Annotated in this window: 36 protein-coding genes; 20 read left to right on the top strand and 16 right to left on the bottom strand. The window is 69.5% G+C overall.

Annotated features, from left to right (window positions below; genetic code table 11):
* Both HGAM_RS16895 and HGAM_RS16890 read left to right on the top strand, forming a co-directional pair.
* Window positions 1-356, top strand: a 356-nt coding sequence (locus HGAM_RS16895; protein ID WP_038951945.1) for a hypothetical protein, incomplete at its 5' end; no start/stop codon positions are given.
* Window positions 357-465: 109 nt separating this feature from the next.
* Window positions 466-735 (top strand): hypothetical protein, encoded by a 270-nt coding sequence (locus HGAM_RS16890; protein WP_019146683.1) that lies wholly within the window; start codon window positions 466-468, stop codon window positions 733-735.
* Between the two features lie 393 nt (window positions 736-1128).
* Here HGAM_RS16890 and HGAM_RS16885 read toward each other — a convergent pair whose 3' ends face one another.
* The 4 genes from HGAM_RS16885 to HGAM_RS20680 all read right to left on the bottom strand — a co-directional run bounded on the left by HGAM_RS16885 (window position 1129) and on the right by HGAM_RS20680 (window position 4196).
* Window positions 1129-1461 (bottom strand): hypothetical protein, encoded by a 333-nt coding sequence (locus tag HGAM_RS16885; protein WP_019146682.1) that lies wholly within the window; start codon window positions 1459-1461, stop codon window positions 1129-1131.
* Window positions 1462-1625: 164 nt separating this feature from the next.
* A complete protein-coding gene (locus tag HGAM_RS16880; protein WP_147543849.1) occupies window positions 1626-2651 on the bottom strand; it encodes a hypothetical protein in 1026 nt (341 codons plus the stop codon).
* A gap of 198 nt (window positions 2652-2849) precedes the next feature.
* Complete coding sequence (locus HGAM_RS16875) at window positions 2850-3389, bottom strand: hypothetical protein (RefSeq protein WP_019146680.1); 540 nt, start codon at window positions 3387-3389, stop codon at window positions 2850-2852.
* Between the two features lie 426 nt (window positions 3390-3815).
* A complete protein-coding gene (locus tag HGAM_RS20680; RefSeq protein ID WP_172636466.1) occupies window positions 3816-4196 on the bottom strand; it encodes a hypothetical protein in 381 nt (126 codons plus the stop codon).
* 22 nt (window positions 4197-4218) lie between these two features.
* On the opposite strand from HGAM_RS20680, the gene HGAM_RS16865 reads away from it, so the two are divergent.
* Window positions 4219-4737, top strand: coding sequence for a hypothetical protein (locus HGAM_RS16865; protein ID WP_020693563.1), 519 nt, complete (start codon window positions 4219-4221; stop codon window positions 4735-4737).
* Window positions 4738-4856: 119 nt separating this feature from the next.
* On the opposite strand, the gene HGAM_RS16860 is transcribed toward HGAM_RS16865, so the two are convergent.
* Window positions 4857-5231, bottom strand: coding sequence for a hypothetical protein (locus tag HGAM_RS16860; RefSeq protein WP_019146677.1), 375 nt, complete (start codon window positions 5229-5231; stop codon window positions 4857-4859).
* 65 nt (window positions 5232-5296) lie between these two features.
* On the opposite strand from HGAM_RS16860, the gene HGAM_RS20485 reads away from it, so the two are divergent.
* Complete coding sequence (locus HGAM_RS20485) at window positions 5297-5455, top strand: hypothetical protein (protein WP_019146676.1); 159 nt, start codon at window positions 5297-5299, stop codon at window positions 5453-5455.
* Here the strand turns inward: HGAM_RS20485 and HGAM_RS16850 are convergent.
* The 3 genes from HGAM_RS16850 to HGAM_RS16840 form a co-directional block, all read right to left on the bottom strand.
* Window positions 5449-5757 (bottom strand): hypothetical protein, encoded by a 309-nt coding sequence (locus HGAM_RS16850; RefSeq protein WP_019146675.1) that lies wholly within the window; start codon window positions 5755-5757, stop codon window positions 5449-5451. The two genes, HGAM_RS20485 and HGAM_RS16850, sit on opposite strands and share 7 nt — an antisense overlap.
* Window positions 5758-5801: 44 nt before the next feature.
* Window positions 5802-6314, bottom strand: a complete 513-nt coding sequence (locus HGAM_RS19930) for a GIY-YIG nuclease family protein (protein ID WP_019146674.1) — start codon at window positions 6312-6314, stop codon at window positions 5802-5804.
* 66 nt (window positions 6315-6380) lie between these two features.
* The gene (locus tag HGAM_RS16840; RefSeq protein WP_019146673.1) at window positions 6381-6875 is read right to left on the bottom strand and encodes a hypothetical protein; all 495 of its coding nucleotides are present in this window, start codon (window positions 6873-6875) and stop codon (window positions 6381-6383) included.
* A 559-nt stretch (window positions 6876-7434) separates the two neighbouring features.
* Between HGAM_RS16840 and HGAM_RS16825 the strand changes: the two genes are divergently transcribed.
* Window positions 7435-7644 carry an Rv1352/Rv1906c domain-containing protein gene (locus tag HGAM_RS16825; RefSeq protein WP_019146670.1) on the top strand — a complete coding sequence of 70 codons (210 nt, stop codon included), beginning with the start codon at window positions 7435-7437 and terminating at the stop codon, window positions 7642-7644.
* 209 nt (window positions 7645-7853) lie between these two features.
* Here HGAM_RS16825 and HGAM_RS16820 read toward each other — a convergent pair whose 3' ends face one another.
* On the bottom strand, window positions 7854-8060 hold the full coding sequence (locus tag HGAM_RS16820) for a hypothetical protein (protein WP_019146669.1): 207 nt from the start codon (window positions 8058-8060) through the stop codon (window positions 7854-7856).
* On the opposite strand from HGAM_RS16820, the gene HGAM_RS21105 reads away from it, so the two are divergent.
* The 5 genes from HGAM_RS21105 to HGAM_RS16800 all read left to right on the top strand — a co-directional run bounded on the left by HGAM_RS21105 (window position 8006) and on the right by HGAM_RS16800 (window position 11389).
* On the top strand, window positions 8006-8251 hold the full coding sequence (locus HGAM_RS21105; protein ID WP_081592015.1) for a DUF3761 domain-containing protein: 246 nt from the start codon (window positions 8006-8008) through the stop codon (window positions 8249-8251). The two genes, HGAM_RS16820 and HGAM_RS21105, sit on opposite strands and share 55 nt — an antisense overlap.
* Window positions 8252-8342: 91 nt before the next feature.
* The gene (locus HGAM_RS16815; protein WP_147543843.1) at window positions 8343-9266 is read left to right on the top strand and encodes a hypothetical protein; all 924 of its coding nucleotides are present in this window, start codon (window positions 8343-8345) and stop codon (window positions 9264-9266) included.
* 443 nt (window positions 9267-9709) lie between these two features.
* A complete protein-coding gene (locus HGAM_RS21035; protein WP_019146667.1) occupies window positions 9710-10576 on the top strand; it encodes an ArdC-like ssDNA-binding domain-containing protein in 867 nt (288 codons plus the stop codon).
* On the top strand, window positions 10573-10821 hold the full coding sequence (locus HGAM_RS16805; RefSeq protein WP_019146666.1) for a hypothetical protein: 249 nt from the start codon (window positions 10573-10575) through the stop codon (window positions 10819-10821). Before HGAM_RS21035 ends, HGAM_RS16805 begins: the two co-directional genes overlap by 4 nt.
* Window positions 10822-10990: 169 nt before the next feature.
* Window positions 10991-11389 carry a hypothetical protein gene (locus HGAM_RS16800; protein WP_019146665.1) on the top strand — a complete coding sequence of 133 codons (399 nt, stop codon included), beginning with the start codon at window positions 10991-10993 and terminating at the stop codon, window positions 11387-11389.
* A 160-nt stretch (window positions 11390-11549) separates the two neighbouring features.
* On the opposite strand, the gene HGAM_RS16795 is transcribed toward HGAM_RS16800, so the two are convergent.
* Window positions 11550-11780: a DUF2188 domain-containing protein gene (locus tag HGAM_RS16795; RefSeq protein WP_038951943.1), complete on the bottom strand. Its 231-nt coding sequence runs from the start codon at window positions 11778-11780 to the stop codon at window positions 11550-11552.
* 48 nt (window positions 11781-11828) lie between these two features.
* Window positions 11829-12068, bottom strand: coding sequence for a DUF7662 domain-containing protein (locus tag HGAM_RS16790; RefSeq protein ID WP_019146663.1), 240 nt, complete (start codon window positions 12066-12068; stop codon window positions 11829-11831).
* Window positions 12069-12487: 419 nt separating this feature from the next.
* Between HGAM_RS16790 and HGAM_RS16785 the strand changes: the two genes are divergently transcribed.
* Both HGAM_RS16785 and HGAM_RS16780 read left to right on the top strand, forming a co-directional pair.
* Entirely contained in the window at window positions 12488-12679 is a 192-nt protein-coding gene (locus tag HGAM_RS16785) for a hypothetical protein (protein WP_019146662.1), read from the top strand.
* A 38-nt stretch (window positions 12680-12717) separates the two neighbouring features.
* The gene (locus tag HGAM_RS16780) at window positions 12718-13032 is read left to right on the top strand and encodes a single-stranded DNA-binding protein (protein ID WP_019146661.1); all 315 of its coding nucleotides are present in this window, start codon (window positions 12718-12720) and stop codon (window positions 13030-13032) included.
* Window positions 13033-13128: 96 nt separating this feature from the next.
* Here HGAM_RS16780 and HGAM_RS16775 read toward each other — a convergent pair whose 3' ends face one another.
* Both HGAM_RS16775 and HGAM_RS16770 read right to left on the bottom strand, forming a co-directional pair.
* A complete protein-coding gene (locus HGAM_RS16775) occupies window positions 13129-13332 on the bottom strand; it encodes a YgaP family membrane protein (protein WP_019146660.1) in 204 nt (67 codons plus the stop codon).
* 66 nt (window positions 13333-13398) lie between these two features.
* Complete coding sequence (locus tag HGAM_RS16770) at window positions 13399-15543, bottom strand: MMPL family transporter (RefSeq protein ID WP_019146659.1); 2145 nt, start codon at window positions 15541-15543, stop codon at window positions 13399-13401.
* 197 nt (window positions 15544-15740) lie between these two features.
* Here HGAM_RS16770 and HGAM_RS16765 point away from each other — a divergent pair, with 197 nt between their 5' ends.
* From HGAM_RS16765 to HGAM_RS16740, 5 genes are all read left to right on the top strand, one after another.
* On the top strand, window positions 15741-16145 hold the full coding sequence (locus HGAM_RS16765; RefSeq protein ID WP_019146658.1) for a DUF302 domain-containing protein: 405 nt from the start codon (window positions 15741-15743) through the stop codon (window positions 16143-16145).
* A gap of 2 nt (window positions 16146-16147) precedes the next feature.
* The gene (locus HGAM_RS16760; RefSeq protein WP_038951941.1) at window positions 16148-16414 is read left to right on the top strand and encodes a metal-sensitive transcriptional regulator; all 267 of its coding nucleotides are present in this window, start codon (window positions 16148-16150) and stop codon (window positions 16412-16414) included.
* Between the two features lie 57 nt (window positions 16415-16471).
* Complete coding sequence (locus tag HGAM_RS16755) at window positions 16472-16819, top strand: rhodanese-like domain-containing protein (protein WP_020693560.1); 348 nt, start codon at window positions 16472-16474, stop codon at window positions 16817-16819.
* Between the two features lie 32 nt (window positions 16820-16851).
* A complete protein-coding gene (locus tag HGAM_RS20810; protein ID WP_218915326.1) occupies window positions 16852-17223 on the top strand; it encodes an MBL fold metallo-hydrolase in 372 nt (123 codons plus the stop codon).
* 505 nt (window positions 17224-17728) lie between these two features.
* Window positions 17729-18130, top strand: a complete 402-nt coding sequence (locus tag HGAM_RS16740; RefSeq protein WP_172636465.1) for a single-stranded DNA-binding protein — start codon at window positions 17729-17731, stop codon at window positions 18128-18130.
* Between the two features lie 63 nt (window positions 18131-18193).
* Here the strand turns inward: HGAM_RS16740 and HGAM_RS16735 are convergent, their stop codons facing one another.
* Genes HGAM_RS16735 through HGAM_RS16725 form a run of 3 tightly spaced genes read right to left on the bottom strand, consistent with a single transcriptional unit; the run spans window position 18194 to window position 19874 of the window.
* Window positions 18194-18787 (bottom strand): cadmium resistance transporter, encoded by a 594-nt coding sequence (locus tag HGAM_RS16735; RefSeq protein WP_019146652.1) that lies wholly within the window; start codon window positions 18785-18787, stop codon window positions 18194-18196.
* Window positions 18784-19503, bottom strand: a complete 720-nt coding sequence (locus HGAM_RS19920; protein WP_019146651.1) for a cation diffusion facilitator family transporter — start codon at window positions 19501-19503, stop codon at window positions 18784-18786. Before HGAM_RS19920 ends, HGAM_RS16735 begins: the two co-directional genes overlap by 4 nt.
* Window positions 19500-19874, bottom strand: coding sequence for an ArsR/SmtB family transcription factor (locus HGAM_RS16725; RefSeq protein WP_019146650.1), 375 nt, complete (start codon window positions 19872-19874; stop codon window positions 19500-19502). Before HGAM_RS16725 ends, HGAM_RS19920 begins: the two co-directional genes overlap by 4 nt.
* Before the next feature lie 49 nt (window positions 19875-19923).
* Between HGAM_RS16725 and HGAM_RS16720 the strand changes: the two genes are divergently transcribed.
* From HGAM_RS16720 to HGAM_RS16710, 3 genes are read left to right on the top strand one after another with little or no spacing between them, the layout of a single operon-like run.
* Window positions 19924-20592 (top strand): DsbA family protein, encoded by a 669-nt coding sequence (locus tag HGAM_RS16720; RefSeq protein ID WP_019146649.1) that lies wholly within the window; start codon window positions 19924-19926, stop codon window positions 20590-20592.
* A complete protein-coding gene (locus HGAM_RS16715) occupies window positions 20589-21173 on the top strand; it encodes a TlpA family protein disulfide reductase (protein ID WP_019146648.1) in 585 nt (194 codons plus the stop codon). The genes HGAM_RS16720 and HGAM_RS16715 overlap by 4 nt, the downstream gene beginning before the upstream one ends.
* Window positions 21170-21922 (top strand): cytochrome c biogenesis CcdA family protein, encoded by a 753-nt coding sequence (locus HGAM_RS16710; RefSeq protein ID WP_019146647.1) that lies wholly within the window; start codon window positions 21170-21172, stop codon window positions 21920-21922. The genes HGAM_RS16715 and HGAM_RS16710 overlap by 4 nt, the downstream gene beginning before the upstream one ends.
* Window positions 21923-21963 lie beyond the last annotated feature (41 nt).

Below are 21963 nucleotides of genomic sequence, written 5' to 3'. Positions count from 1 at the left end.
CGGAGCCGCGGATGACGGTGTCGACGCAGACGACCTGCGACGACCTGTTCGACGCACCCGACGGCGAGGAGACCCTCTTTGCCCGCGCGGTCGCCATCGGGAACGCGGCCGGGGAGAACAGCCTGGACAGCAGCGACCTCGACGAGCTGGAGACAGTGACCGACCGCCTGCGCACGAACGCCAGTGCGGCAGCCGATGACTTCCGTCCGTACGTGATCGCGATGCACGACGGGGTCAAGGAGATCACCGACATCGTGGCTGGAAGCGGGGAGGGCGAAGTGAACCTGGACGCTTTCAAGATGGGCGGCAAGGAGCTCGGCGCCCGCTGCATCGAGTACTTCGAGAGCCTCATGTGATGCGCGCTGCGACCGCAGCAGCCGTCTGCGCACTCGCGGCCCTCACCCTGACCGCCTGCTCGTCCTCAGGTGACCCGACGCTGGCAAGGACGACGGCAAGTACCTCGACGTGAAGGGCGCGCTTGTCATCTTCGGCAGCGACAACGTCGAGGTGCACCAGAACGACGTCGAGTGGTGCAGCGGGGCTGGGTCGCTGGACGGGGCCCACTCGGGCGCTCAGGTGACGATCACCAACGCCCAGGGCGAGAAAGTTGGGATCGGCGAGCTGGACGACGGCGAGTGGATGGACCGGCACGAGCGCTGCCAGATGGACTTCACGATCGCCGCGTACCGCGAGATGCCGGCAATGCTGACGTTCTTCACTGGCGACGACATCTAGGCGCGCTGCGTTACCAGTTGGCCGCAGGTGCGCGAGGCCGGGATGCCGCGAGCCTTGCACTCGGCGAGCACGCGTTCGACCGCAGCGTCGGGCAGCGTCCGTGCCACCCGGCGCACCTGCCGGCCGTTGCGCAGGGCGCCCAGGGCTCGCGTACCGACTCCTCGCAGCGGACGTTGATCCGGGTGCGCGCGTACCGCCACGGGTCGACCTTCGCGAAGACGTCCTCGCCCATCATCGAGTCGATTAGCAGTCAGCGAACGATCGTCCGTCCGAGCGGCCCTCGCGCACGTCCGTCAATAGGGCCGCGGGTAGCTCGGTGCGGACGTGACGTGACCGTCGGGCGTGCCCAACACCTCCTTGGCGACCGCGTAGGTACCAGCGCCGCCGCCCTGGTCAGCGATGCTCGCGAGCTGCGGCAGGAAATTCGCGCGCACCGTGTCGCCGGGGGGCTGCCAGGTTGCGCACCGCGGCGGCGTCGGCAGCGAAGGAGCGCGGGGTGCCGCCGCGCGGGACGTCGGCCGCTCCGACCAGCGACGCGGCAACCGTGAACGCCTCGTCCCATCCCAGGCCGACCATGCGTCCGGTGATGGTCGTCGAGGCGTCGACCATCTGGATCGGGCTGCCGTCGTACGCCCGCCGGATCGGCATGTCGTAGGCGCGGCCGTTGCGGTCACGGCCCTTGCGTCCGATGTCGATGAGCGGACGGTGCCACGCCCACGTCGGCAACGCGACCAGCGCACGAGTCGACCCCGTGGCGGGCGCCTCGAGGCGGACGGGTCAGCGACCAGGTCTGTGGCGACCTCGACTAGCACGATCGTGCGCAGGCGCCTCGTTAGGTGGAGCATTTTGGCTGTCGTTCTCACGAGGCCAAGGAGTCCGGACCGACTCGTTCACGATGCAGGTTTGGTTTTCACAGCTCGCAGGATGTCTCCGACCAGGACGGACGCCTCGCGTGCAGCGTCGTCGATGCCGACCTTTCCGCGCAGAGCGTCTGCAACCTCGGGCCACGAGAGGACATGCCAGCGGGGTTTCTTACCGGTGGGGACATAGTAGATCTCGACATCCGGGATGTTCCCTGACTCTGCTCGCTTCACGGACGCCGCTTTGGATGCAGGAGCGAGTAGAACTCGACGGGCGGACTTGGGCGCTCCGAGGCGGTAGGCAGTGAGTTGGCTATACCTGTAGATGCCTAGCTTGGCCTCGCGCTCTCGGGTCTCCTTCTTGTACGAGACGCCCTCGAAGTCCTTCCAGTCGTCTTCGAGCAGTGATTTCAGATCGGCCGCGGTCATGTAGTCGCCCACACGCCCTAGGAACAGGTCGGGGTGCTGCGCGGCGATGAACTCGTTGACCTTGCACTGGGGCCAGTTGAAGGAGCCGTTGCCCTTCAGCTCGAGAAGCGAAGTGGCCTTGCCGTCGACGCGACCAACGATGTCGGCCTCGCCCTCCTTGCCGTGCTCGAACGTCTCGCCGGTGTGCGCCGTGCCGAAGACGGCCGTGGCTACCTCTGCGCCGTCGTTGAGCGCGGCGACGAGTAGGGCGGTGGTCGCACGCTCGTCGCATTCGCCGAACGTCCGGGGATCCTGGTCAAGCAGATGAGCGAGGACAGCGGCTGCCGAGAGCGTCACGGGGTCATCCTGCCTGCTGGACCTCGCGGGCGTACCCGGTTTCGGCGTCGGCGATGGTCTGCACCTGGCAGCGTCTGTGGACGGCGCCGGTGCGGCCGCGCATGTGCTCGTGGACGCCGGCGATGGAGTCGATCGCGTAGTCGGGGACGTCCGCGTCGGCGGTGTGACGGCCTTGAACTGCTCGTCGTAACTCGGCGGCACGGACACGACTTCGTCAGAACCGTAGAACTCGTCTTCGCCGTACGAGTAGGACGGGTGCTCCTTGCTGGTGTCCCAGAAGCTGACCTTCATGGGTATGTCCGCTCTCTGCGACGTGGCGGTGGGTCAGGCGTCGACGGCGGGCTGCTTGTGCCACGCGGAGCGAGACAGGCCCATGCCGCAGCGTCAGTGGTCGAGCAGCGCGAGGCCACGCACACCGCGATTCCAACGGGCAGCAGAAGACCCGCCCCAGGCGGTGCCGGGGCGGGTCTCTGCGGGCTCGATGCGGGGCTACAGGTGCTGGATCCAGACGTTCGTGCTGCCGCAGCTCGGGCACGCTACCTGCCTGACAGCCTGGTCGAGCATCACGCGGTTGCCAACAGCCTGCGCTGCCGACAGGGCGTTCAGGTCGTCCGCCGTGACGCGCCACTCGTGCGTGCACTGGCCGCATCGGACTAGGCGCGGCCTCTCGCTCCGACGAACCAGCGCGCGCCACTCGGTCACGTGCGTCTGGCCGACGGTGCGTGGCTGCTCGTGCTTGGCCGCCGCGGGTGCTGCTGTCTCCGGCTCGGTGTCCGTGCCTAGGGCCGCGACCATGTTCGCTGCCTGGTAATGGCTGGGGGAGCGGATCAGCCAGATGACGGCGAGGCAGACGCCCGTCGCTGCGAGCGTGGCGCCGAGCGCGATCAGGCCCGGGCGGGTGCCGGCGACGACCATCACCGTCAGCGAGGCGACCAGGGCGAGCGCCTCGACGATGACCAGCCACCGCGTGAGGATCACCGGCGACGGGATGAGCGTCTCGACGTCAGGCTCGAGGGTGTCTGCAGGCATGGGCAGCATCCTGCCACCGTGGTGCCGGTGCGCGGACGTTCTGCGCGAATCGTCATTGAGGTCCCCATCTCGCCTGCGGGTACGTCGGATTCGTGTGGAAGGTGCCAGCGGCGTCGCGCGCAGCGAGAAGAGCTTCGGCGGCCACGCAGTTCGGGGAACAGCTGATCGACGTCGCTCCGCCCGTTGTCGAGCGTGGGGCGGAGGTGCGTCGCGGCAGTGGCTCGCTGCTCAGGGGTGATGGTCTCGGCTGAGGCGGTGCCGGCTGCGAAGGCGGCTCCAGCCAGCACGGCCAGGACGGCGATCAGCGCTGTGAGTGCTGCCCGGGTGTGCTTCGTCGGTTCCCTTCCATGAGTCGGACCGGTGGCGTGGGGCCGCGGCCGACGGCCCGATCTTCGGCGCGAGGCGCCGGCCGCGGGCGTGATCCGCTCAGGCGTGCAGGACGTGCGTCTTGACGCGGACGGTGCGCGAGACGAGGGCCAGGCCGGTGGAGTACGAACCGATCGTGCCGTTCTCCAGGTCGCCGGAGTGGATCTCGTTGTGATTGCCGAGGCGTTCGCGGGTCAGCCGTTTGGCCGCGTCGAGCTCGACGACGTAGACGGTCCGGGGCTGTGCGGGCCGCTTCCCGGCGAGCGGGGTGCCGAAGGCGTCGTGCTCCACCACGGTCGGAATGAGTTCCTCGCCGTGGTCGCCACCCCAGAAGTCCGGCAGGTGCACCGGGCGCCGTTGGGGCGAGGTGCTGCACGCGGTCGCCGCATGGGAACGACCGCACGCACCTTCACCGAGGCAAGGGAACACGAAGTTGCTCAACGGAAATCACCGATCAGACCTCATGGCCGCCATCGCAGCCGCGGCCATCTCCTGGGACGACGCTGAGCGAGTCCGGGCTGCCACACAGATGGCGTGCCCGGTGGACACGCTCGCCCAGCTGGCCGTGGACCGCCGTGACACCGTGCGCCGGGCGGTCGCCGCGAATCCGGCTGCGAGCCCGTCGATGCTCGGCCAGCTGGCGATGGACTCGGTGGAGTCGGTCGCCTCGATGGCGCTGACCAACCGGTTCTGCCCCGAGACGGTGCTGCGGGTGGTTGCGGGGACGTCCACCAGCGAGCTGGAGCGCGCCTCGGTGGCCGCGAACCCGTCGTGCCCGCCGGACCTGCTGGCCCGCCTGGCCGGCGACGACATGCGCCTGGTCCGTCACCGGGTCGCGATGAACTCGGCCACGCCGCTGGAGGACCTCAGCGCCCTGATCTACGACGTCGACGACCTGGTGCGCGCTGCGGCGCTTGTGACGGCCGGGACCACCATCACCCGCCTGGTGCTGGCCGCCGAGCTGGGCCCGCACCGCGGCTGACCCGGCGCGACCTGCCGGGGGACGAGAACGCCGAGCGCCCCAGCAGTCCGGGTGGACGCTGGCGCGCTCGGGGTTGAGCGTGGCGTGGCCGGCGCCTCGTTGTGGTGGCATGCCGCTGCCTAGCCTGTCGGAGCGGGGCAGTCCTGGTCCTCACCGTCCTCGGCGACGTCGTGCTCCAGCAGGGTGCGCAGCGGCACCGCGATGCCGGTCTTCTGCACGCCGTTGATCTTCACGCGCACCGTGTAGGACGAGACGCGGTTGCCGAAGCCGGTGGCGGTGAGCCCTTCGTCCACGAGCGACTTCCACGTGATCTTCTGCGTCGCGCCAGCCTGGATGATGGTGGGCGCGTGCTTCTGGGCCGCGGCGAACGCGTTCTGGCTCGAGAACAGGCAGATCGTCTCGGTCTGGCCGTCGATGTCGCGGTCGTAGATGTACCCGATGGACGGGCCGGTAGCCGCGTAGCCGTTGTCGCCGCGCGCCTGCCAGCCGACCATGGAGGCGAGGTTCTTGACCTGGCTCGAGCGCGGAGCGACCGTCGGGTCGTCGGCATTGACCAGGTGTGAGCGTCCCTGCAGCCAGCCGAGCCATCGAGCAGCTCGCCGCCACTGGCGCCTTGGCCGAGGGCACCGGCATGCAGCGCCGCAGGGTGTGGATCGCCACCGCCGTGCTCGACGTCCTTGACGAGTACGCCGCGTCCCTTCGGCCGGCACGCTACTGAGCGACTGACGCAGCCACGCCACGGCGCCAGACTGAACGACCGCTACCGAGCGGCGGCGACCGAGAGCAGGCCGAAGACCGCGACGTGGTGCCGCGCGGCGTCGGCTCGACGTGCGGACGTCCGCCCGGGTCGGTGCACAGGTCCACGCCGCCGCGCACGATCACACGGCACAGGCTGCCGGCTGGCTCGAGCTCGACCTGGCAGCCGTCGCGCAGGCTCAACAGCCGAGCGCCGCCGGCGTCATCGGTGTCGGCGAGCTCGGTGCCCAGGGCTGCGCGGAGCGCGTCGAACGCCTCGTCCACGCTCATCGTCGTCGTGCCGTGGTGCTCCTCGGGCGCTGGGCCGATCACGGCTTCACCAAGTGCGCGATGTCGGAGAACAGCTCGACCTCGGTGGCGCGCTCGGCGACCTGCAGCCACTCGTCGCCCTCCTGGAAGCGCGGGTTCGCGGAGTTGCCCCACGGCCGCATCGCGGCGATCAGCAGCGCCTCGACGTCCTTGATGAGCGTCGTGGTCTCGGTCGCCTCGATGCTGTCCCACTGCTCGACCCGGTGGATGCCGTGCTCGTCCGGGCCGCCGTCGAGGTCGGGGGAGTCGAACGCGAACCAGGAGAAGCGCGACCAGCGGTCGGCGTGCTTGTCGCGCAGGTGGTCCTTGAGCCGGCCGCCGAGCCCGTTCTCGCCGCGGCACAGGCCGGCGTAGTAGACGCCCAGCTCGTCGTACAGGACGTAGACGCCGCGGGCCGCGCCGAAGTTCACCACCTGGGTGTTGCGGCCCTTGCCGCGCTGGCCGAGCAGCCTCGCCTTGGACCAGTCGACCTTGTCCGCTTCCCAGAACCGTCCGTACGCACCGATCAGCATGCCGCGACCGTAGCTCCGAACCGGCCCGTGGGGGGTCGGTTCGGCGCCGGTCGTGCTGCGGGGCGGCTACTGGATGAGGTCCTGCATGTGCTGCATGCGCGCCGACATCACAAGGAGCCCCAGGCCCACCAGAACCGCCACCACGAGCAACACGGCGGCGGTCTTGCGGTGCCCCTTCCGCTCGGTCAGCAGGCCCGCCCCGAGAATCGCGGCAACGCCGTAGACAGACAGGGCGCACATCAGCGTGGTCTTCCACCCCAGGCCGTCGTTGTAGGTGTCAACGGCAGCCGGAACAAGGGCGGAGAGGACGACGAAGGCCCGACGCCACCTCGGCCCAAGGTCCTGCATCAGATAGTCAGTCGAGACCAGCGCCAGGGCGGTCGCTACCAGGACGTACGAGAACGAGCCCTTCAGCTTCGTATCGGCAAGGACGGCGACCAGGGATACGGTCACCGACACCAAGAGGCCTAGGGCGCCGCGTAGGGGAGCAGGCAGGCGCAGGAGGCGCTCGTCGATGCGGCTCGTCTCGGTCTCGGTCGTCGGGTCAGTCTGCTGGGTCAAGGCGGGGTCCTTCTGTCGGGGGTCGGTGTCGGGCCAGGCGGCCTCGACACGATCGACCGTGCGCGCGCTCCCCAGCAGGACAATGGTCCAGTTTCTGCTTGCCCTGTGAGGTGAGTCTCAGCGGGTCTGGGCGTCGATGGTGCGTGCGGTCCAGGCGCCGGCAGCGAGCGTGAGCGCGGCGCCGGCGGCCAGGACGGCCGGGTCGAAGCCGGACGAGTGCGAGAGGGCGGCCGTCAGGGCCCAGACGGCTCCCGGGAATCCCGGCGCGCGGTCACCAGCGGTCGTGGCCTCCGTGGAGTGGGACGACGTGAAGGACTTCACGCCCGCCGAGATCGTCGAGGCGCTCGTCGATGAGGCCCTGCACAAGATGAAGCGCCAGGGCGGCCGCTAGGCGGCCGGCGTCAGGACGAGCCGGGCAGGTGAGGGCACAGCTCGGCGCCAACCTCGCAGTAGGCGGTGTTCATCTCGTTGGCGTGCTGGCGAGTCTCGGTCGCTACGTCCCGACCGTCGATCTCCACCACAGAAGAAGAAGGAGGCCAACTCCTTCGAGGGTGACGGCATGTACGAGGTGGGCGTCGACATCAAGCCCGGCACCTACGTTTCTGCGGGTGCTTCGTCGTTCAACTGCTACCACGCGGTCCGCCGGGAGGCCGGCTCCGACCTCAGCTCCATCATCACCAACGGGAACGCCCAGGGCCAGACCATCGTGAAGGTCTCCAAGGGCCAGTGGCTCGAGGTCAACGGATGCGAGGAGTTCACCCGCCGCTGACATGCACGCGATGCGACGAAGGCCCGCCCTCCCGGTGACCGGGGAGCGGGCCTTCTGCTTGCCGGGTCCGTCGTTCTCGCGGGGCGCCTGCAAACCTGAAGACAGACGGCACGCCCATCTCAACGAGCGCCGCAGCGTTCAGAGTGGCAGGGCCCCTCCAGCGGGTCGTACTTGGACAAGCGATCAGTCTGCCGCCAGCCGAACGTCGGTCAGTAGCGGGCGTCCACCTCGTCGAGCACTCGGCTGACTGCCTGCCGGTAGACGACTGCCGACTGCTCGAGAGTCTTGCGCTCTTGCTCATCGAGCGAGGAGATTGAGGTGAGCTTCGCGTTCGCGTTCGCTCGTATGGCCGCGGCGCTCGCTGGCGTGCGGCCGCCTCGTTCGAGCTCGAAGGCGTGCCAGGCCTGCCAGAACACCCCGCTCCAGTCCCGTCCCGCTGGCGTCGCAACCGCCGGTCCCGCGCGCAATCTGCGCCGACGGAACCGTCTCCCACTCCAGGAACGACTCCGGCACGTGCTCCTGGAACGGGGGAGTGGCCGGCTGGGCCAGCCCCGAACCGCCGCCCGACCCCGCGCCGTCCCAGAACGCCGACGTCCCGTGGCCGTGAGCCTCAGCCAGGCCGCGGTCGCACGCCGACAGCAGGACCGGGCCGTCAACGGTCCTTGACCGCCGGCCGGGCCTCGGCCATCTTGTGGACCGTGCCGGCAGACGACTCGGGGGACACCAGCGTGCTGGTCGCGCTCGAGGAACGCGCACGTGCACTCGCCTGGGCTGCGCGACGCGACAGCGTTGAGCTCGTCGTCGACCGCGACGGCCGGACGCTCACCGTGGCGCTCGCGCACGACGTCGACCAGCTGACCGCCGGCGAGCCGGGAGCCCGCATCTGGGTCACCAACCAGCACCGGCTCGCAGGCCGCGGCCCAGTGTTGGTCGTCGAGTTCAGCACCACCGGCACCCCGGTGGTCGTCGACGGCATCAGGTCCCTGGCCGTGAGCTGGTGCCCGGGACGGGTGTGCGCCAGCGTGCCCTCCGCCGGAATGAAGGTGCCCCAGGCGTGCCCCGGTCACGTGGACTGGCGCCTGGACGGTGGCCACCCGCTCGCCGACGTCTGGAGTGGGCTGCTGACCGGAGCACTGATCGAGCACACGGTGGTCCCAGTGGCTCCGCTGATGCCCGCGACGTTCTTCGTGACGGCCGCCGACCAGCGCGCCGCCGAGCTGCACGAGCGCGAGGCCGCGGGCGTCCGCGCGACTAACCAGCGCCGCGTCACCGATGTTGCCGCCCGCGCGGCACATGCCACCGCAGCGACAGCACACCGGCGCGAGACCGCAGCCCAGGTCGCCAAGCACTACGCGCACTCGTTCGGCGCCCAGCTGTACGTCGGCGCCGAGCTGCCGGAGCTCGCGCATGGCGTCGCGCTCACCGATGAGGCCGACGTCCTGGTCGCCCTCGTCGAGCCGGACGCCCACCGGCTGCACCGCGCGGCCGCCAGCCGGCTCGGCACCATGACCGTCTGGATGGCCACCGACCAGGGCGCCGCCGACATCAAGAACCGCACCCGCCGCGCCGACGTCTGGTCCCTGCGCGCCTCCGCGCTGCGCGCCGGCTGCAGCTGCGGCTAAAGCCCCGGAGCGGCAGAATCCGAGATCCTCGGGTCCAGCCGCATCCATCGGTTGCCGAAGGCATCTGGCAGCCCGAGCAAGCCCAGGGGGCACGGGCCGCGGCGTGGGACAACAACCCTCATGCTGGCGGGCATCGCAACGTTCGTCGGGGCCGGCTGCGCCGGCGACGGCGCTGGATCGAAGTTCGCTTCCTCCTGGCCGTTCCATGATCGGCGGCCCGCAGCTGCACGCAACGGCTACGCCGTCACCCGGTCGACCAATCGGATCGGCGCTCGCGAGCTCGCTGATTTCCTCACCGATTGCCCACCCGGCTGCCCCTCGCGGGTTGACGCTCCGCTGCTCCACGGCCGCCGTTCATGCCCCTTGCCCAGGAGGGGCGAAGAACGGTCGGGACGGGCAGACGTCGCCGGCGGCCCAGCACTCCGGGGGAGAGGCAGCACACGATGAGCAAGCGTCAGACCAAGAGCCCCGAGCAGCGTCGCGCCGAGGTCGAGGCCCTGCACAACACCCTCGCCGAGCAGGTCGAAGCGTTGACCACGAGCGACGGCTGGAAGCGGTTCCTCAAGGTCGCGGCCACGTTCCATTCCTACAGCCTGAACAACCTCCTGCTGATCCTCGCCCAGCGGCCCGAGGCATCCCAGGTCGCAGGCTTCCGCCAGTGGCAGCAGCGCGGCCGCCAGGTCCGCAAGGGAGAGAAGGGCATCCGGATCTTCGGCTACAGCACCAAGAAGATCACCACCGAGGACGAGGCCGGGGAACAGACCGAGCGCCGCGTACCGCGCTTCCCGATCCTGACCGTGTTCGACGTCGACCAGACCGACCCCATCGAGGGCGCCGAGCAGATCGAGAACCCCGCCCGCCTGCTCACCGGGGACGACCCGCACGGCATCACCGACACCATCACCACCTGGCTCGCCACCCAGGGCTGGACGCTCACCCTCGAGCCCGTCGCCGGTGCCGCGAACGGCTACACCACCACCGACGGCACCCGCCGCGTCGTCGTCGACGACCGGCTCGAGCCCGCCGCCGCCGCGAAGACCGCGCTGCACGAAGCCGGACACGTCATCCTGCACACCGACGACGAGCCGGGGGAGTACATCGCCCACCGCGGCACCAAGGAGACCGAAGCCGAGTCCGTCGCCTACGTCATGGCCGGGCTGCTCGGCGTCGACACCAGCGCCTACAGCGTCGGCTACGTCGCCGGATGGTCCGGGGGAGACCTCGACCTGATCCGCCAATGCGCCGACAACGTCACCCGAGCCGTCCACGTCCTGGCGGCCGCGTTCGAGCCGGTCGAGGCGATCGCGTGAGCGCCGTCCAGGGCGCGCTCGACTTCGGCACCGACACCGCCAGCAGCACGCACGTCGTCCTGCCCGACATGTCCCTCGCGTGCCGGGCCGACCTGGTGCAGGCCCTCACCTGCGGCGACCACCTCACCTTCGGCCGCCCCGCCCGCTGGGCCGCCGTCACCTGCGACTGGTGCCGGGCCCTCGGCCCGGCCTACGCGGCCGCAGCCATCGCACGGCTGCAGGGCTCCCAGGCCACCGTGCTCTAGCCGCGCCGGTGGTCGGCCCGCACAGCGGACCGACCACCGGATGGGACGGGTGCGTGGCCGGGTTGGTTGACGGCGCTCCCCGCCCCGGTCTTGGCTGAGCACGCGTCCAGCTGCCGCTCGGGAGGTGTGGACGGGGGACACACCAACACGACCGAGAAGGAGCACCACCATGCGCACACGAATCACCCGCCTCGCCGCGGCCGTCACCCTGGCCGCCGGGGTTGTCCTCGTCGGCGTCGGCTCACCGGCCCAGGCCGCCAGCGGCGGCGTCGACAACCCCACCGGTGGAGCGCGTACCTACTTCCATGACGACCAGGACATCGTCATCGTCTCGGACAGGGCCGGCGACACTCACGCAGCGTCCGGCTGGATCGAGATCAAGCAGGCCGACGGTTCCTGGGTCCGGCGACCCGGCACGCCCATCTACGTCCCTGGTGAGGGCAACTTTCAGAGCATCCCGGTCAACGTTCAGCGCGAAGCCGCCGACGTCCGCCTGGTCGCCTGCCTGCAGGACGGCCAGAACGGCCAGCCCTACAGCTGCGGCCGCCGGATCATCTCCGGCTCCTGACGCCACCCAGCCGTTAACGGCGCCGGTGGTCGGCCCGCACAGCGGACCGACCACCGGAACGCCTCAGCGCTCACCAAAGCCGGGACATGAGCCGCTCAGCCGTGGCAGCATCAGCGCCACGCCGGCCCCGTGACCACCCCCCGAGACGCGGGGCCGGCGTTCAGCCCTTCACGTCCCGCGGATCGTGGCCGTAGGTGTTCCGCTCGCCGATCGTCCCGTCGAGACTCCGGATGATGTGCTCGACCTTGCGCGACTGAGCCTCAGCGCGTCCCTCGGTCACCGCCGGCTCCTTCGTCGCGTGCGTCCCGAAGACGCCTCCGCCGGACTCACCCTCGATCCGGTTGTGCCAGCTGCCGTCCTTGTGGAACGTCTCCACGTCACCTGAAGGCATCGTCTACTCCCTTCGTCGAGTTTCGGGCGCCCACCGGATTACCCCGACTCAGGCCCGCTCGAACGTGACCGTCCGCTCGCGCATGTCCGGGTAGGCCCGAAAGCCGGCGTCCAGCCACGCCCGCGCCTGCACGTGGCGGTCGTCGTGCGAAGCCCACCACTCGCGATGACGCCGTCCCGACGGCGGCAGCCCACCGCCCAGGACCTCGTCGACGTCGTCGAAGCTCATCACCAGGCGCTCGCCCTCGTGCGCGGCCAGGTGCTTATAGAGCGCGTCGTACTTGGACACGGCCAGATCCTCTCGCGCCACCCCGACCGCTAGCGGAGCGGAGCCGCCGCGGAGGCCGGCGCCACCTGGTGCCGGCTGTGCCGGCCGGCAGGAAGATCCGCGGCCTGCGGCCACGCAAGGGGCCGGCCTGCGGGCGGACTGGAGCTCGACGAGCAGCTTCGTACCCCTCCCGGTCGTTCCATCTTCGGCCGCCCGCTCTCCACGCAATCCCCTGCGGGGACCCCACCGGCATCCCGCCCGCTCGGCGCTCCCTGCGGTCGCTTATCTCCACACGACCAGCACGCCGGCGTTGCCCTGCGGGTTGGCGCTCCGCGCTCCCTGGCGGCCGCTGATCTCTCTTGCCGGGAGGGGGCGAAGAACGGTTGGGACGGGCAGACGTTCCAACGGCCCACCGCACCGGCAGAAGGGGGACGCCACTCATGGCCACCACCACCCACACCAGCAACCGTGAGCACGTCGAGAGCCTGCTCGAGGAAGCCCGCAGCGAGATCGGCCACGGCGGATTCGCCGCCCAGGTCCACATGGACGCCCTCGCCGTCGAGGCCCTGACCCTGGCCCGCAACCGGCTCACCGAAGCGATCGACACGCTCACCGAGCCCACCGACCACTGACCAACCATCCGAGCACCACGAGAAGCAAGGAGCACGTCATGTTCACCAGCACCGTCACCATCGAGGGCCGCCTGGGCCAGGCCCCTCAGGTCTTCGACAACCTCACCGAGTTCGTCGTCCTGACCAACCGCCGCACCCAGGACAGCGAGTCGGGGGAGTGGTCCAACAGCGACACCACCCGCTACACCGTCAAGACGTTCAAGACCCTCGCCACCCGGGCCCGGGACCTGGAGTCGGGGGAGAAGGTCATCGTCGCCGGCTCGATCGTCACCGAGACCTGGACCGACCAGACCACCCAGGAGGCCCGCTACAAGCAGGTCCTGCTCGCCGACGCCGTCGGACGCAGCGTCTAGACCCAGCGCAGGGGAGGGGCCGCGGGCATCGAGCCTGCGGCCCCTCCGATCAGTGAGCTGGCCCAGCGGCGGAGTCCCACTCTCTCCGCTAACGCATCAGCGGAACGCGCACCCGCTGGAGACGCCGACACGACGCAGGATGCTCGCGGCGGGACAGAAGCCGGTGAGGCTCGCCTGCAGCAGGTTCGCGCCGACGAACGCGGCCAGCACGAGCCACCAGGTCGAGACGACCAGGGCGAGCAACACGCTCGCGAGAACCAGGGTGCCGGCTAGCAGCATCACCGCGCGGTCGATGTTCATGGAGTGCCTTTCAAGGAGGGCGGGCCGGGAGCCGTGCGGCTCCCGGCCCGGGCGGGGGCCGGTCGGTTAGTCGTGGGCGAAGGTGATGTTGGGAAGCACCTTGCGCAGCCACGTGGGGGAGTACCAGGCAGCCCGGCCGGTGAGTCGGAGCATGACGGGCAGCAGCACGAGCCGGACCAGGAACGCGTCCAGGAGTACGGCGATGCCGAGGACGACGCCCATCTCCTTGGGCGGGATGGGCCCGGACAGGGCGAAGGTGAAGAACACCGCGACCATGACGGCTCCGGCGGCGAAGATCACCCGTCCGGAGTGGACCAGCGATCCGACCATGGCGTCCTTGGGGTCGCCACTGCGCTCGAAGTGCTCCTTGGCCGAGGCCAGCAGGAAGACCGTGTAGTCCATCGCGATGGCGAAGATCATCGCGAAGAAGAACACCGGCGCCCAGGCGTCCAGGAAGCCCTGCGACTCGAAGCCGAGCAGCCCGGCGCCGTGTCCCTCCTGGAAGATCAGCCGCGCGACGCCGAACGCCGCGCCCGTGGACAGCAGGCTGGCCAGCGTGCCCAGCAGCGAGATGAGCGGCGCCTGGAGGGCGATCAGCAGCAGCAGGAACCCCAGCACCAGGACGACGCCGATGACGAGCGGCGTGGACTCGTCGAGCTGGGCCTTCAGGTCGAGGTTCTCGACGGGCGCGCCACCCACGACCGCCGACGCGGGCAGGCCGTCGCGCAGCCGGTCCACGGTCGTGGCGAGCTGGGGGTCGGACGGGTCGACCGTCGGCACGGCCTGGACCATCACCAACCCGCTGTCGTCGCTCGCCGGCATGGCAGGCATGGCAGCGGCCAGGCCGGGGTCGGAGGTCAGGACGGACGTGACGGCCTGCGCGTCGTCAGCGTCCGCCACGACCTGCAGCGTGCCCGGGGCGCCGTCACCGAACGACTCTTTGACCTGGTCGTAGCCGATGCGCGCCGAGGCGTCCTCGGGCAGCACCTTGATCGACGGCATGGCGGTCTTGAGGCCCAGGACCGGCGCGGCCAGCGCCACCAGGACGACGAGGGAGGCGGCGCCCCACACGAGGGGCCGCTTCCAGAGCCGTTCACCCCAGGCGGCGAACCTCGGCGACCGGTGCTCGTTCGAGCGCGACCACGGGAGCGAGAGCCTGTTGATGCGGTCGTCGAGCTTGAACAGCACGAGCGGGAGCAGGGTCAGGGTCGCGGCGAGCACGAAGACGACCGAGAGCATGATGCCGCCGGCCATCGACCGGAAGGACGGTGACGGGACGAGCATGACCGCCGACAGCGAGATCAGCACGGTCAGACCGGACAGCAGCACGGCCTTGCCGGCGGTGTCCATGGTCTGGGCGACGGCTCGCTGCCGGGCCTCGCGACCCTCGAGCCCGGCCTCGCGCTGGGCGGCACGTGCTGCGCGGTAGCGGACGACGACGAACAGGGCGTAGTCGATGCCCAGGGCGAGGGCGAACATCATGGCGAAGTTCATCGCCCAGATGGAGACCGGTACGAGCTCGTTGATGAGCACGAGCGAGCCGGCGGACGCCACCAGCCCGGCCAGGGTGAGCAGCAGGGGCAGGCCGGCGGCGACGAGGGCGCCGAACGCGAGCACGAGGATGGCCAGCGTCACGGGCCACGACATGAGCTCGGACTTGAGCATGGCGTCGAGGTTGGCCTCGTTGAAGTCGCTCCAGAGCAGGGACGACCCGGTCGGGTTGACCGTCACAGTCTCGGTCGACAGGTCCTGGAGCTCGCCCTTCAGCTCGGTCGCGACCCGCACCATCTCGTTGGTGTCGGCGCCGGCGCCAGCCAGCACGATGGCGGTCGATCCGTCCGGGGACAGCGTCGCTCCGGGGGCGGGTGCCACGACGTCGGCGATGCGGGGCTCGTCCTCGAGCACCTGCGTCACGGCGGCCAGGACCTGGGCACCGTCGCCCTGGGTCACCGCACCGTCATCGGAACGGACGACGACCTGGATGGCCGAGGACGCGTTGCCGCCGAAGTGCTCGCGGGCGAGCTCGCGAGCCTCCACCGACTCCGAGCCGTTCGCCTGCCAGCCCGCGCCCGACAGGTTGTGCTCGACCTGTGGTGCGAACGCACCCAGTCCGATGACAGCGAGCAGCCAGGCGACGGTCACCAGGCGCGCGTGGCTGGTGACCCACGTGCCGAGACGGCCCAGAGGACCCGCGGCACCAGCGGCGGTCATTCGGCGACGTCCTCCCAACGGTCGGATGAAGGTGGAACTCATGACACTTCCGTTCGTCGTTGATTCGCGTACCACGGGATGAAGTATCCCCCCGGGGGGATATATTCCAGACTAGCATCCCCCCGGGGGGATGGGTGTACGCTGGGAACGACGGCCGCCGGTTGGCGACGCGTCCCACGAGCGGAGGAGGGTCAGCGATGGCCGAGTACACGATCCGGACGACGGTGGACCGCCCCTACGAGGAGACGGTCGAGGCCGTGCGTGAGCAGCTCGCCGCCGCGGGCTTCGGGGTCCTGACCGAGATCGACCTGAAGGCCACCCTGAAGAAGAAGCTGGACGTGGACGTCCCGGCCCAGGTGATCCTCGGGGCGTGCCGGCCGCAGCTCGCCCACCAGGCGCTGCAGGCCGACCCCTCGATCGCCGCCCTGCTTCCCTGCAACGTCGTCGTGCGGGCCACGGGGGAGTCGACCACCGTCGTCGAGGCCTTCGATCCCACCGCCATGACCGCGTTCGCCGGCACCGGCGAGGCCCTGCAGACGGTGGCCACCGACGCCCGCGAGCGTTTGACGTCCGCTCTCGACGCCCTGAAGGAGAACCGCTGATGGTGGATCTGGAGCCGACCGAGGTCAAGGCGATCATCACGCGCATGAAGCGCGCCAACGGCCACCTCGCCAGCGTTATTCGCATGATGGAGGAAGGCTCGGACTGCGAGTCCGTGCTCACCCAGCTCGCCGCCGTCAACAAGGCGCTCTCCCGTGCCGGCTACGCCATCGTCGCGACCGGTCTGCAGCACTGCCTGGCCGACAACGACGGCGATCTCGCCAGCGTCGACGTGCAGAAGATGGAGAAGCTCTTCCTGTCCCTCGCCTGACGGGCAGGACGAGCATCTTCCAGTGGCGGCTCGGCCACACCATCCCTACCGAGAGGCGTGCACGTGAGTGGTCCCACTCCAGAGGTCGACATCGAGTTCCTTGCCCAAGCGCTGGCGCGAGGTGCCGCGGTGGTAGACGTACGCGAATCCCGTGAGTACGTCACCGGGCATGTGCCGGGCTCGGCCATGGTGCCCATGGCGCAGCTACCTTCCCGGATGACCGATCTCGACAGCGACCAAGCCGTGTACCTGGTGTGCGCCACCGGGAACCGCAGCTCCGCGATGACTGACCTTCTGCGGGCAGCAGGGTACGACGCCTACTCCGTCGCCGGAGGCACGACCGCGTGGACACGTTCCGGGCGGGCCCTCGAGACCCGCAGGCCTCCCACCGACGAGCCCAGCTGAAGACCCACCCCGAGACGAGAGGAAGACTGCTGATGAGCACCGACCTGAAGATCATCCCTATCGAGACACCGTCACTCGGCGACCGCACCTACGTGGTCCACGACGGCGAAGTGGCATTCGTGGTGGACCCTCAGCGCGACATCGATCGCGTCCTGGAAGTACTCGCGAAGGACCGAGTGCGACTGACCGACGTCTTCGAGACCCACATTCACAACGACTACGTCACCGGCGGACTAGCACTGGCTCAGCGCACCGGGGCGGCCTACCACGTCAACGCTGAGGACCGGGTCTCGTTCGATCGAACGCCAATTCACGACGGTCAGACGGTCGAAATCGGTCACCGCATGAGGTTGACGCGCTCTCCACGCCCGGGCACACGTTCACGCACCTCTCCTACTCCCTGACCGACATCCAGGCAGGGGATGGGATCGACAGCTACGTGGGCGTGTTCTCTGGAGGTTCGCTCCTCTACGGCGCTACGGGCCGCCCGGACCTGCTGGGCGACGAGCACACCGACGTCTTGGTTCGCCACCAGCACGCCTCGGCGCACAAGCTCGCCACGCTCCTACCTGACCAGGCCGAGGTCTTCCCGACTCACGGGTTCGGGTCCTTCTGCGCTGCGACTCAGTCTGATGCCACCGAGTCCACGATCGGCCAGGAGAAGCAGTCCAACCCTGCCCTCACCCAGGACGAAGAAACGTACGTCCGTGAGCTCCTGGAAGGGCTGGGAGCCTATCCGGCGTAGTACGCGCACATGGGCCCGGTGAACGAAGCTGGGCCTTCCGAACCCGATCTCACGCCTCCGTCGGCTGCCGATCCGGTCGAGCTTCGACGACGCATCGAAGCAGGGGAGTGGGTCGTCGACCTGCGCAAGCGCACTGCGTTCGCCGCGCGGCCGTGCAGCTGGCGGTGACCTGCCCGAGCGTCATCGAGTACCGACGTTTCTGGACCCCTGAGGTCAACGCCGAGCGGGTCGAGGAAGTGTGCCTGCAGCGAGCCGCCATCGGTGCCATCACCATCGAGGGCCGCCTCGCCCAGGCCCCACAGGTCTTCGACAACCTCACCGAGCTCGTCGTCCTGACCAACCGCCGCACCCAGGACCCCGAGTCGGGGGAGTGGTCCAACAGCGACACCACCCGCTACACCGTCAAGACGTTCAAGACCCTCGCCACCCGTGCCCGGGACCTGGAGTCGGGGGAAAAGGTCATCGTCGCCGGATCGATCGTCACCGAGACCTGGACCGACCAGACCACCCAGGAGCCCCGCCACAAGCAGGTCCTGCTCGCCGACGCGATCGGCCGCAGCGTCTAGATCCAGCGCAGGAGAGGGGCCGCGGGCATAAGCCCGCGGCCCCTCCATCAGTTGGGTGCGCTGTTAGAGCCCGAATGCTCCGCCAGTGATCAAGATCGTGAGGCCGAGGCCCACCAGCACGAGCGGGAAGAGCACGTGCTCCCACCGCTCAAGGATCTCGGCTATTCCGCGGCGGGTCGCAATGAAGCGAGCCGTGGCGACCAAGACGGCTACGAGGATCAGGAAGACGATGCAGTAGACGAATGTTGCTGCCGCTCCGACGTTCAGGAAGACGGGTACGTACACGCCGATGTTGTCGCCTCCGTTGGCGAAGGTGACGGCCGCGACAGTCCCGACGGCGACAGACTTTCCGGCGTCGAGCTCGTCATCGTCGTCGTCCTCGCGCCACGCTTGCCATCCGGCTCGGAGGCCGAGCACGAGAGGGATTAGACCGAAGTAGGGGATGGCCTCTTCGGGGAGGACTACCCCAGCTCCCAGCGACGCGACTACAGCCGCCAGAAGGATGCCGGCGAATCCCAGGTACTGGCCAAGCAGGATCCGGGTCGTGGTGCCCCGTTCTCCGGCGCCGCGAGCGAAGAAAAGGGAAAGAACGATGATGTCGTCGATGTTCGTGGCCACGAAGAGGCCGAGGGCCTGGACGGCCGCTACGCCGGTCACGCTTCGGAAGTTCCACAGCAGGAGTCGCCGGAGGTGCAGCTAGTCTCGGGCTCGTCAGAGGTGGTCGAGATGGCGATGGGACCGCATCCGCAGTCCTCACCGCGCCATGCTTCGAGGCCCTCTCGTGCGGCTACGACGGCGATGATGAGGCCGGCGATCGGGTCGGCCCAGTACCAACCCAAAGTCGCGTTGAGGACGAGACCGAGCAGGAGCACCGCCGACAGGTAGGTGCACAGCAAGGTCTGCGTGGAGTCGGCCACAACAGCGCTCGAGCCGAGCGCGCGCCCAGTCCGGCGCTGCGCCCAGGACAGGAACGGCATGATCAGAAGAGATGCGATCGCCAGGCCGATCCCGACGCTCGAGGACTCGGGCTGGTGGTCTCCGATGAGCGCGCGGACCGACTCGAACGACACGTAGGCGGCGAGCGCGAAGAACGACAGTGCCATGAGCTTGAGCGCCTGCTGCTCACGAGACTCAGGCATCTTGTGGCGGAACTGCCACAAGATGATGAGCCCGCTGCTCACCTCGACTACAGAATCGAGACCGAATCCCACAAGCGCGACTGATCCTGCAGCGAGCCCAGCGGTGATCGCGATCACCGCCTCGACGAGGTTGTAAGAGACCGTGGCGCCGGCCAGCAGCTGGGCACGGCGTCCAAGTTTGCGGCGAAGTTCGGGATCGGCGGTGAACGTCGATGACGACGGGTGGGCGCTCATGCTTCGGCTCCTTCGCCGTAGGTGGGGCACAGTCGGACCTTGTCGCCGGTCTCGGCCAGGAGTTCCTCGGCGGCCGTGAACACCTTCAGGACCGCGTCGGGGTGGGTCAGGCGGTAGACCGAGGACCGGGCCACTGGGCGGGCGTCGACCAGCCCGCAGTCGCGCAGGCACGCGAGGTGTTTGGAGACCGTCGACTGGGCCAGGTTCAGGTGGGTGGTGAGCTCGCGGACGTTGTGCTCGCCCATAAGCAGGTGCCTCAGGATCGCGACCCGCGACGGATCACTCATCCCACGGAAGAGGCATGCGGCCGCGCTGCTCGCGGCAGTCTCGTCGGGCGTCGCCGACACCGACAACTCATCTAAGATCGCCATATGGCGATGATAGCGCCAAGCAACGACACCTGTCACCTATTATTCGGGCATGAGGATGCGGAGGCAGTCGGTCGTAGCGCTCGTGGTGGTCGTGTTGTTCGTGGCGGTGTTCGGCGCCTTGGTGGTGCTCGAGCAGCGCGACCGGCCTGACAAGGCCGCGGAAGGTCGGGGCGACAGCATCGCCGTGCGAGCCGATAGCCACCGGCTGCAGGAGGCGCCCGACGGGGCGCCGGTGTTCGTTGAGTTCCTGGACTTCGAGTGCGAGGGCTGCCGAGCGGCGTACCCCTACGTCGAACAGCTCCGCAAGGACTACGCAGGCAAGGTCGAGTTCGTCATCCGCTACATGCCGATGCCCGGCCACTTCAACGCCATGAACGCCGCAGTGGCCGTGGAGGCCGCCGCCCGGCAGGGCAAGCTCGAGCCGATGTACCAGCGCATGTACGAGACCCAGGCCGAGTGGGGCGAGCAGCAGGTCTCCAAGGCTGCGCTCTTCCGCGAGTTCGCCGCCGACCTCGGCCTCGACATGGCCCAGTACGACGCGGACGTCGACAGTCAGGAAGTCGCTGACCGTGTGCGAAAGGACTTCAACGACGCCATCGCACTCGGCGCCCAGGGCACCCCATCGTTCTTCGTTGGCGGTAAGCCGATCGCCGTCACCCAGGCGTCCGATCTCGACCGAGCAATCACCGCGGCACTCGACAAGGCGCCGCTCTCATGAACTTTCTCCCTCGACGCGCCCGCGGCGTCCTCGCCGTGGCGCTGTGCTCCCTCGTCCTGTCCGCCTGCGGCGGCTCGGACGGCACCGACGGCACCCGCGGCGGCTACATCTCCGGTGACGGCAGCTACGTCGTCGTCGACGCCCCCGACCGCAAGGACGCCCCCGACCTCGAGGGCGAGGACCTCGAGGGCGAGCCGCTGTCGCTCGAGCAGTTCGCCGGCCAGGTCGTCGTGGTGAACGTCTGGGGCTCGTGGTGCCCGCCGTGCCGCGCCGAGGAGCCGGTGCTGAGCGCCGTGGCCCGCGAGCTGGCCGACAACGACGTGCAGTTCGTCGGGATCGCCACGCGCGACGTCGCCGGCGCCCGCGCCTTCGAGCGCTCGCGCGAGGTGCCCTACCCGAGCTTCGCCGATGACGCCGGCACCTACGCCGTCCAGTTCGCCGACAGCCTGCCCACCATGGCGACGCCGACGACCTGGATCATCGACGCCGACGGCAAGGTGGCCGTCCGCTACCTCGGCCCGTTCACGAGCGAGTCGACCCTGCGCGGGCTGATCGAGGACGTCCAGGGGTCGCGGTCGTGATCACCGGCATCGGCGAGACCGTCGTGGACGGCTCGCTCGTCCTGGCCGTGCCCCTGGCCGTGGTGGCCGGCCTGCTGTCGTTCTTCTCCCCGTGCGTGGTGCCGCTGCTGCCGGGCTACCTGTCGTACGTGTCGGGCATGGCGGTCACCGAGCTGGACGGCCCGCGCCGCTCACGGCTCGTGCTCGGCGCCGTGCTGTTCGTGCTCGGCTTCAGCGCCGTCTTCGTCTCGCTCGGGACGCTGTTCGGCGCGGTCGGGCAGGAGCTCAAGGACTACCAACGACCGATCAGCGTCGTCATGGGCATCGTCGTCATCGTGCTGGGCCTGGCCTTCATGGGTGGCGTCTCGTGGCTGCAGCGCGACGTGCGCGTGCACACCGTGCCGGCGGTCGGCGTCGCCGTGGCGCCGTTGCTCGGCGTGCTGTTCGGCCTGGGCTGGACCCCGTGCATCGGCCCGACGCTGGGCGCCGTCCTCGGTCTGGCCGTCAGCACCGACGACGTGACCGCGGGCCGCGGCGCGCTGCTCGCGTTCGTCTACTGCCTGGGCCTGGGCATCCCCTTCGTGCTCGCGGCCGTGGCGTTCTCGCGCTTCACCCGCGCGCTGCGCTGGTTCAAGCGCCACCAGCGGCTCGTCGGCCTGGTCGGCGGCGCGCTGCTCGTGGTCATGGGCATCCTGCTCGTCAGCGGGCTGTGGGACGGCCTGGTCGACGAGATGCGCGGCTGGATCAGCGGAACGGAACTTCCCCTGTGAGTGCCGAGCGCTATTCGTCGACCTGCTAAGGCGCCGCGCGG

It is taken from the genome of Aeromicrobium massiliense JC14 (assembly GCF_000312105.1).
Classification (GTDB): domain Bacteria; phylum Actinomycetota; class Actinomycetes; order Propionibacteriales; family Nocardioidaceae; genus Aeromicrobium; species Aeromicrobium massiliense.
The sequence above is the reverse complement of the archived record's forward strand: the minus strand, read 5'-3'. Positions and strand labels throughout refer to the sequence as shown.

Coding starts and splice junctions, on each gene's coding strand:
- HGAM_RS16875 (WP_019146680.1), bottom strand. CDS start 3,389: ATGCCTGCAGACACCCTCGAGCCTGACGTCGAGACGCTCATCCCGTCG.
- HGAM_RS16825 (WP_019146670.1), top strand. CDS start 7,435: ATGTACGAGGTGGGCGTCGACATCAAGCCCGGCACCTACGTTTCTGCG.
- HGAM_RS16720 (WP_019146649.1), top strand. CDS start 19,924: ATGAGGATGCGGAGGCAGTCGGTCGTAGCGCTCGTGGTGGTCGTGTTG.
- HGAM_RS16800 (WP_019146665.1), top strand. CDS start 10,991: ATGCGCACACGAATCACCCGCCTCGCCGCGGCCGTCACCCTGGCCGCC.
- HGAM_RS16765 (WP_019146658.1), top strand. CDS start 15,741: ATGGCCGAGTACACGATCCGGACGACGGTGGACCGCCCCTACGAGGAG.
- HGAM_RS16860 (WP_019146677.1), bottom strand. CDS start 5,231: ATGGTCGGCTGGCAGGCGCGCGGCGACAACGGCTACGCGGCTACCGGC.
- HGAM_RS16715 (WP_019146648.1), top strand. CDS start 20,589: ATGAACTTTCTCCCTCGACGCGCCCGCGGCGTCCTCGCCGTGGCGCTG.
- HGAM_RS19920 (WP_019146651.1), bottom strand. CDS start 19,503: ATGAGCGCCCACCCGTCGTCATCGACGTTCACCGCCGATCCCGAACTT.
- HGAM_RS16770 (WP_019146659.1), bottom strand. CDS start 15,543: ATGACCGCCGCTGGTGCCGCGGGTCCTCTGGGCCGTCTCGGCACGTGG.
- HGAM_RS16725 (WP_019146650.1), bottom strand. CDS start 19,874: ATGGCGATCTTAGATGAGTTGTCGGTGTCGGCGACGCCCGACGAGACT.
- HGAM_RS20810 (WP_218915326.1), top strand. CDS start 16,852: ATGAGCACCGACCTGAAGATCATCCCTATCGAGACACCGTCACTCGGC.
- HGAM_RS16865 (WP_020693563.1), top strand. CDS start 4,219: ATGGCCGCCATCGCAGCCGCGGCCATCTCCTGGGACGACGCTGAGCGA.
- HGAM_RS19930 (WP_019146674.1), bottom strand. CDS start 6,314: ATGCTGATCGGTGCGTACGGACGGTTCTGGGAAGCGGACAAGGTCGAC.
- HGAM_RS16880 (WP_147543849.1), bottom strand. CDS start 2,651: ATGAAGGTCAGCTTCTGGGACACCAGCAAGGAGCACCCGTCCTACTCG.
- HGAM_RS16780 (WP_019146661.1), top strand. CDS start 12,718: ATGTTCACCAGCACCGTCACCATCGAGGGCCGCCTGGGCCAGGCCCCT.
- HGAM_RS16795 (WP_038951943.1), bottom strand. CDS start 11,780: ATGCCTTCAGGTGACGTGGAGACGTTCCACAAGGACGGCAGCTGGCAC.
- HGAM_RS21035 (WP_019146667.1), top strand. CDS start 9,710: ATGAGCAAGCGTCAGACCAAGAGCCCCGAGCAGCGTCGCGCCGAGGTC.
- HGAM_RS16785 (WP_019146662.1), top strand. CDS start 12,488: ATGGCCACCACCACCCACACCAGCAACCGTGAGCACGTCGAGAGCCTG.
- HGAM_RS16775 (WP_019146660.1), bottom strand. CDS start 13,332: ATGAACATCGACCGCGCGGTGATGCTGCTAGCCGGCACCCTGGTTCTC.